Source organism: Ligilactobacillus pabuli (genome assembly GCF_022836475.1).
Lineage (GTDB): Bacteria > Bacillota > Bacilli > Lactobacillales > Lactobacillaceae > Ligilactobacillus > Ligilactobacillus pabuli.
The window spans coordinates 102,384-109,846 of the sequence record NZ_BQXH01000007.1 but is presented as its reverse complement, the minus strand read 5'-3'; the positions used below and the strand labels follow the sequence as shown (position 1 = coordinate 109,846).

Annotated in this window: 6 protein-coding genes and 1 pseudogene; 5 read left to right on the top strand and 2 right to left on the bottom strand. The window is 35.8% G+C overall.

Features of this window, described 5'->3' with window-relative positions; translation table 11 throughout:
• On the bottom strand, positions 1-197 hold a 197-nt coding region (locus LPAF129_RS05090), incomplete at its 3' end, for a helix-turn-helix domain-containing protein (protein ID WP_244055081.1).
• A 92-nt stretch (positions 198-289) separates the two neighbouring features.
• On the opposite strand from LPAF129_RS05090, the gene LPAF129_RS05085 reads away from it, so the two are divergent.
• Genes LPAF129_RS05085 through nagA form a run of 4 tightly spaced genes read left to right on the top strand, consistent with a single transcriptional unit; the run spans position 290 to position 4,278 of the window.
• Positions 290-796, top strand: a complete 507-nt coding sequence (locus LPAF129_RS05085) for a PTS sugar transporter subunit IIA (protein WP_309296500.1) — start codon at positions 290-292, stop codon at positions 794-796.
• Between the two features lie 26 nt (positions 797-822).
• Positions 823-1,668 carry a PRD domain-containing protein gene (locus LPAF129_RS05080; protein ID WP_244055080.1) on the top strand — a complete coding sequence of 282 codons (846 nt, stop codon included), beginning with the start codon at positions 823-825 and terminating at the stop codon, positions 1,666-1,668.
• Entirely contained in the window at positions 1,628-3,130 is a 1,503-nt protein-coding gene (locus tag LPAF129_RS05075) for a PTS transporter subunit EIIC (protein ID WP_244055079.1), read from the top strand. Before LPAF129_RS05080 ends, LPAF129_RS05075 begins: the two co-directional genes overlap by 41 nt.
• Before the next feature lie 20 nt (positions 3,131-3,150).
• Complete coding sequence (gene nagA / locus LPAF129_RS05070) at positions 3,151-4,278, top strand: N-acetylglucosamine-6-phosphate deacetylase (protein ID WP_244055078.1); 1,128 nt, start codon at positions 3,151-3,153, stop codon at positions 4,276-4,278.
• A 226-nt stretch (positions 4,279-4,504) separates the two neighbouring features.
• On the opposite strand, the pseudogene LPAF129_RS05065 reads toward nagA, so the two are convergent.
• A pseudogene (locus LPAF129_RS05065) lies at positions 4,505-5,594 on the bottom strand (IS30 family transposase).
• A gap of 307 nt (positions 5,595-5,901) precedes the next feature.
• On the opposite strand from LPAF129_RS05065, the gene LPAF129_RS05060 reads away from it, so the two are divergent.
• Positions 5,902-7,446 (top strand): gluconokinase, encoded by a 1,545-nt coding sequence (locus tag LPAF129_RS05060; RefSeq protein WP_244055077.1) that lies wholly within the window; start codon positions 5,902-5,904, stop codon positions 7,444-7,446.
• Positions 7,447-7,463 lie beyond the last annotated feature (17 nt).

Genomic DNA, 7,463 nt, shown 5'->3' with positions numbered 1-7,463 from the left:
GTACCTCTTTTCAGTTCATTATTAATAGTTTGAGGCGAGGTATTTAAGAGCTTCGCGATTTGTCGATTCGAAAGCACATGAACTAAATCATTCGGTCCTTTAGAGTTAAAACGAGTCCAATCTTCAATTGATATGCGATTTTCTTTAGTTAGGTGTTTCCCTCGAATGTGATTTGTGGTATTCTCAATTTGCGTCATAGTGTGGATATCGTCCTCTCATGTTTTGTGTGGTAACTAATATGATAAACGATATTTCGCCACTATGGCGTTTTTTGTGTTAATTTTTTTAACTGGCTAACTTCATTTTAAAATTTCCCTTTAAAAATTTATTTAAGAAGCCTAAGTTAGATGTTTATGCTCCGATTTCAGGAAAATTAAAGGACATAACAGAGGTTCCAGATCCAGTATTTAATCAAAAAATGGTTGGAGATGGAGTTGCCATTGAACCTGCTAATGGTGAAATCGTATCGCCAATTGACGGAGAGATCGTACAAATTCCGGACTCTAAACATGCTATAGGGTTAAAGGATAAAAACGGAATAGAAATATTGATTCATATTGGGCTAGAAACAGTTTCTTTAAATGGTCATGGTTTTACGTCTAAAGTTGTTGAGGGAGACACTGTAAAAGTTGGAGACCCGTTAATGGTAATGGATTTGTCCTTTGTTCAAGAACATGCTGAAGGAACTATAACTCCAGTTTTAATTCCAGATAGTAACAAGCATGGTTATGAAATCAAGAAAGAGGATATACACGAAGTGAATGCTGGAAAAACCAAAATATTTTCAATATTTTGAGTTTTTCAGTTAATAGGAGTGTTGTGATGGAGAAAATGAAAGTAAAAAAAATCCTCAATAATAATGCTTTACTTGTTACGGATAATTCTAAAAGAGAGTTGGTCGCTATTGGCCAGGGTATTGGATTTCGTAAGAAAAGAAATGACGTAATTTTTCGCAATCAGTTTGACAAGGTGTTTATTGCTGAAGGAAATGAAAAAATTTTAGAAACCATTCAAAAAATACCAGAGGAATATTTTAAAGTAGCCGAAAAAATAATTGAATATGCGGAAAAACAGTTAAATGTTACCTTAGATGAAAGAATTTTGTTAACTCTTTCTGACCACATTTCTTTTGCCGTCGAAAGAATAAAAAATGGAATATTTATTAAGAATAAATTGCTTCATGAAATAGAAATTTTGTATGCTCAAGAATTTGAGATAGGGATCTGGGGCATCAACCTTATAAATAATGAATTTGGAATAGGAATGCCCATAGACGAAGCTGGTTTTATTGCTTTACAAGTGCATACAATGAAAGAAAAAGGCGGAAATTATCATCATACTATTAGGCAGACTGAAATTATTAAAACAATGGTAGATACTATTGGAGAATATTTAAATATTTATGTAGAAAAAGATTCTATTTCTTTTGAAAGGTTAGTTGCACATTTGAACTTTTTATTATTAAGAAATAATAACGACGATAGACAAGTTTTAGATGAAGAAATGAACTCGCTTATTTGTAAAAGATATCCTCTTGCATATGAATGTGCAAAAATAGTGTTTGCTAAAGTAAAATTGAAATTTAAAGTAGCTCTTCCTATCGAAGAGCTTGGCTATTTAACGATTCATGTGGAAAGAATTAGAGAAAGAAATAGTTCAAAAGAATAATGAGGTGGAAAAAATGGGAAAAGGAAATTTTAGTGGTAATTTACAAAAATTTGCAAAATCATTAATGACGCCAGTTGCAGTCTTACCAGCAGCTGCATTATTGCTTAGGATTGGTTCAAAAGATTTATTGAATATTTCGTGGATGGAAGCTGGCGGCAATGCTGTTTTTGAAAATATTGCTTTAATTTTTGCAATTGGTGTTGCAATTGGTTTGGCAAAAGATAACAACGGAGTAGCAGGGATTGCTGCGGCAGTTGGGTATCTGGTGCTAACTAGTGTCGCTAAAACATTCAATAAAGATATAGATATGGGCGTCTTGGCTGGGATAGTTTCTGGATTATTAGCGGGTTATTTATATAACAAGTACCATAAAATCAGAGTTCCTGATTTCTTAGGTTTTTTTGGAGGTAAAAGATTTGTTCCGATAATCACTTCACTTTATTCGATGGTTATTGGGGTTTTAGCTGGATATATCTGGCCGGTTATTCAAACTGGAATAGATAATCTTGGAAATGCTCTGGTACATGCTGGAAGCATAGGTTTATTCTTTTATGGTTTTTTGAACAGGATATTAGTGCCGACTGGTTTGCACCAAATTCTTAATACAATAGTTAATTTTCAGATAGGTACTTTTACAAATGTAGCAGGACATGTAGTTCATGGTGATTTACTTCGGTATTACGCAGGAGATCCTAATGGTGGAATGTTTACCGCGGGTGGCTATGCCGTAACGATGATTGCGTTACCGTTTGTTTGTTTGGCTATGTATAAAGCAGCTAAACCAGAGAAGAGAAAAGCAGTTTCTGGATTATTGATTAGTGCGGCTTTAACTGCATTTTTAACAGGTGTTACGGAACCTATTGAGTTTAGCTTTATGTTTGTTTCTCCGATTTTATTAGTAGTACATGCTGTAATCATGGGCCTTGCCAATGTTATTGTAGCAGGATTAGGAGTGAGACTAGGTGTTAGTTTTTCCAATGGACTAATGGACTATTTATTGACTTATGGTGCTGGCACAAAACAATTGTTAGTTATTCCAGTCGGTATTGTTGCTGGGCTTTTATACTATTTTATTTTTTACTATGTGATTGTTAAGTTTAATGTACCAACTCCGGGAAGAACAGATGATGCAGATGATTTACTAACAGATGTAGACACATCTGATGATTTGACTAAAAGTAGAAAAGAAAAAATAGATGAAAATACAAAGCAAGATGCTGAAGATTTTAATAATAAGGCAAGGAATATTCTTCAGGCACTAGGCGGGAATAATAATATCACAGATTTGGATGCTTGTATCACTAGAATTAGGGTCAGTGTTGTGGATAGCGAAAAAGTAGATGAAAGTAAGTTGAAAGAAAATGGTGCTACAGGGATTGTAAAACTTGGAAAAAACAACTATCAAGTTGTCGTAGGAACAATAGCTGATCCTTTAGTTAGCGAAATGAAAGAATTGAAATAGTCTAACGGAGGTAAAAATTTATGAAAATAAAAAGCCAAAACATTTATATCAATGAACGATTTGAACCAGCAGTAATTACTTTAAGAAAGGGGACAATTGAAAACATTAATTATGATAAAAATGCAACTTTCGACATTGATTTTGGGTATAAAAAAATACTTCCTGGCTTTATTGATATACATTGTCACGGGTACCAAGGCTATTCTACAAATGTTGCAGACGCTGAAGGGCTTGATAGATGGACAAAGCATTTACCATATGAGGGATGCACTTCATTTTTAGCAACGACATCCACGACCACAGTAAGTGAGGTGCTTAAGTCTATTAGTATGATACGTGAGAAAATTGAAGGTCAGCCGAATGGTTCGCGGATACTTGGAATTCATGTTGAAGGTCCTTATATTAGCTTTGAAAAATGTGGGGCACACAATAAATATGAACTTAGAAAGCCATCAGCTACTGAAGTCGATCAGTGGGAAGAAGTAGCTAATAATCACATATTATTGTATTGTATCGCGCCTGAAATGGATGTAAATCATGAGATGATTAAACATTGTGTGGAAAAAGGAATAAAAGTAGCAGTTGGACATACTAATGCTAGTTACGAAGAAGCAATGTCTGCTGTACAAGATGGAGCTAATGACTTTACACACACTTATAATGCAATGACAGAATTGTTGCATAGGAAACCTGGAGTAGTTGGAGCGGCTATGGATTCGGTTGAAGCTTATAGTGAATTGATAACAGATGGTATTCACGTTAAACCAGCTGCATGTAGAGCTTTAGCCAAAATTAAAGGGAAAGATAAATTAATCTTTGTTACAGACGCAGTAGATTCTAAAGGACTAAAACCCGGTGAATACGGTAAAGGCGAAGACTTACATGTTGTTGCTGAGGATGGAACTATTAGAAAGCCTGACGGAACATTGGCTGGTAGTTCAGCGTCCATGAACCAATTAGTTGGAAATGCAATTCGGATGGGAATAGACGAAATAACTGCAATTAATGCTGCTACTAAAAATCCTTCTAACTTTATGGGTTTGGGTGATCGTGGTCTGATCGAACCTGGTAAAATTGCAGATTTAGTTATTGTTGACGATAATTATAATGTTATTCAAACTTATTGTGAAGGCTATCCTCAGATCTGAAGACGCTGTGCCATAACCATGTTTTTGAGTTGGGTCTAGAGTTTATCTTTATTTGAGACGGGAACAAAGATATTTTTGATACGGAAAATTCAAGTTTAAGTTAGCCACTCTCACATATCATTTATCACATTAGAAGCTTAGTACAGCTCGGTGGGGAGGGAGAAAGGCTTGAGCCGGGAGGCAAAGACCTTCCTCCCTCCCCACCGTTCGCGCCCATTTTTCGCGCTTAACCGACCTGAAAAATCTTTTGAAGCTCAGCTTCTAGTGCCATCCGTGGCGTCTGAGTTCTCAGTGATATTCATCCAGTCACTTGTTTCACGGGCTGTTTTAGCCGGTTGTTCCACGATTGGTTTTCCTTTGGGATATATTCTGCGGATGATTTTATTGTTGCGTTCATTACTACCACGTTCGTATGAAGCATATGGATGAGCATAATAGATACCTCCATTTTCACGGTCGGGAACGACCTGAGTTAACTTACTAAACTCAGACCCATTATCAGCAGTAATCGTCTTAAAAATCTTCTCAAACTTTGAGCCTAGCTCTTGTTTAAACGATTCCAGAGCTTGATTAACGTAACAGCTTTCTTTACCTTGAACTAGAATAACTTCTTCATATCTGGTTTTTCGTTCCGTTAATGTCAGCAGATTTAAATCGCCAGCCTCACGTTGGCCAACAACACTATCGATTTCCCAATGTCCGAATTCTTGACGATCATCAACTTCAATTGGACGACCTAAAACCTTCTCATTAGTTTTAGACTGGACTTTTTTCGCCTTACGACTGACTTTTTCGGCCAAATCAATGTTTATGGTTTTCAATTTTTGTTGGTCAATCCAGTTGTAGAGTGTTGTAGTACATGGAATTGTAGCCTGACTAAGTTTGGTATCCTGGTGAGCAGCCATGACAACCTGATCAGGTGACCAAGGATAGCGGGCTAACAAGTGTTGACCAGCAAAACTGATAAAAGCTTGGCATGATTCCTGATCAGATAATGAGTGACGACCAGAGTATTGGTGATTACGTTGGTAGACGGCTTCACCAGCCTGTGCTGAATATTCGAACTATTCGTACTCGTACGTTTTATCACCTTGTTTTTGTCGACGAATCTGCCTAATAGTACCTCTTTTCAGTTCATTATTAATAGTTTGAGGCGAGGTATTTAAGAGCTTCACGATTTGTCAATTCGAAAGCACATGAACTAAATCATTCGGCCCTTTAGAGTTAAAACGGGTCCAATCTACAATTGATACGCGATTTTCTTTAGTTAGGTGTTTCCCTCGAATGTGATTTGTGGTATTCGCAATTTGCGTCATAGTGTGGATATCGTCCTCTCATGTTTGGTGTGGTAACTAATATGATAAACGATATTTCGCTACTATGGCGTTTTTTGTGTTGATTTTTTAACTGGCTAACTTCATTTTAAAATTTCCCGCTATTTTTGATATGGAAAATATCTGAAGCTTTTAATACTAAATAGTTAGTGGCTGCGGATTAACGCTAAACAGAAATTTTTGTAAAGTAAACATTGTACTAAAAATAAAATTATAGATAAATTAAATCAACACTAACATACTAATGAGTAAATTTCTTACTGAGAAAGGGTCGGGTGAATGTATATTTATGGACTATACCATTGGAATAGATATTGGTACAACTAGTACTAAAGCAGTATTATATGATAGAGATATGAAGGTGGCGGCATATGCTAATAAAGGATATTCAATGTACCAAGATACAACTGGAATGGTAGAGGAAGATCAAGAAGAAATTCTGGACGCTGTTATTTCAGTATTCAAGCAATTGATGGAAAATGTTGATCTGACATATAATGACGTAAAAGTTGTTTCTTTTTCTAGTGCCAATCAAAGTTTAATTGCATTGGATAAAGATTTTCATTCATTAACGCGTACACAAACTTGGGGAGATACTCGTTCTAATAAATATGCTCAAAAGCTTAAAGGAACAAAGCTCGGGCATAAGATATATGAAAATACAGGAACACCAATTCACCCGATGAATCTTTTGTGTAAAATTCTATGGCTCAAAAATGAACGACCGAACATCTATAACAAAGCAGCTTATTTTTGCGGAATTAAAGAATATGTATTATACCGCCTTTTTGGTATTTGGCAAATGGATGTTTCAATTGCTAGCGGTACGGGATTATATAATATTTTTAAATTACAGTGGGACCCTGATGCACTAAATATCGTGGGTATTACTGAAAAACAGTTGCCGCCTGTTGTGGATGCATATGAACAATTTAGAGGTATGAAAACTGAATATGCGCAGATGATTAATTGTCCAGCTGGAGTCGTTTTTGTTCAAGGAGCATTTGATGGTGCTTTGTCAAACCTTGGAGTAGGTGCGGTTGATGACGGGATAGTTGCTGTTACTATTGGAACATCTGGTGCAGTACGTGTTGTTACTAATCACCCTATAATCGATACTAAAGAAAGAACGTTTTGCTATGCGATAGATAAACAACATTTTGTTATCGGTGGTTCTGTTAATAATGGTGGTGTGGTCTTTCGTTGGGCACGTGACAATTTATTTGATAGCGAAAAACACACCGCTAAGTTTTTGAAAGTTAATTCATATGAGCTACTCACGAGTATTGCAAGTAAGATTCCCGCGGGTTCCGCAGGTTTATTATTTCATCCATTTTTGGGAGGAGAACGGGCGCCACTCTGGGATGCAAATGCGCGAGGTTCTTTTTTTGGCTTAAATCAGATGCATACTAGGGCTCACATGCTTCGTGCTGTGCTTGAAGGAATAGTCTATAATTTATATACAGTATTATTGACGTTAGAAGAAATTATAGGTAAATCAAAGGAAATTAGGGTGACAGGAGGATTCGCACAATCCGAGTTTTGTTGTCAAATGATTGCAGATATTTTTGGAAAAACAATAAAAGTTCCTAAAGACTTTGAGTCTTCTTGCTTAGGTGCTTCAATAATTGGAATGAGGTCTGTGAGAAAGACTGATAGCTTAAAAGATATCAGTGATTTGGGTGATAACCCTAAGAAGTATGTAACAAATTCTAGGAATAGTAAAGTTTATCATGAATTATTGCTAATTTATATGAGATTGACAGAGGAACTAGAAACTGAATATCAAGATATTGCTGACTTTCAAAGAAAGAATAATTCTATAAACGACTAAAAATTTAATCTTTTTAT